1 protein-coding gene is annotated in these 245 nt (G+C 48.2%); it reads right to left on the bottom strand.

From position 1 onward, the window contains the following. On the bottom strand, positions 1–245 hold a 245-nt coding region (locus AMS66_RS33250), incomplete at both ends, for a hypothetical protein (protein WP_201782213.1).

The raw sequence follows: 245 nt of genomic DNA, 5'->3' as shown, positions 1-245 counted from the left end.
TCTTCGTGTAGGCAACGCCAGTAACAGCGACAACTGTACCGTCGATTTCCAGATCGTAACCAGTTGCTCCAGTTACTACGTTCCATTTCAATGCTATCGCTACATTCGTTACCGAGTTAATAGTCAGTCCGCTGACGGAAGCTGGGACTGTACTTTGCGTCAAAATAGCTGTCCATGCACTAACATTGGTTTCGGTCAGCGCACGTACGCGATATTTATGCGCAGTTCCAGGAAGTTGGCTTCCA

It is taken from the genome of Paenibacillus xylanivorans (assembly GCF_001280595.1).
GTDB lineage: Bacteria > Bacillota > Bacilli > Paenibacillales > Paenibacillaceae > Paenibacillus > Paenibacillus xylanivorans.
Note: the sequence above shows the minus strand (reverse complement) of the source record. Positions and strands in the feature narration are given on the sequence as shown.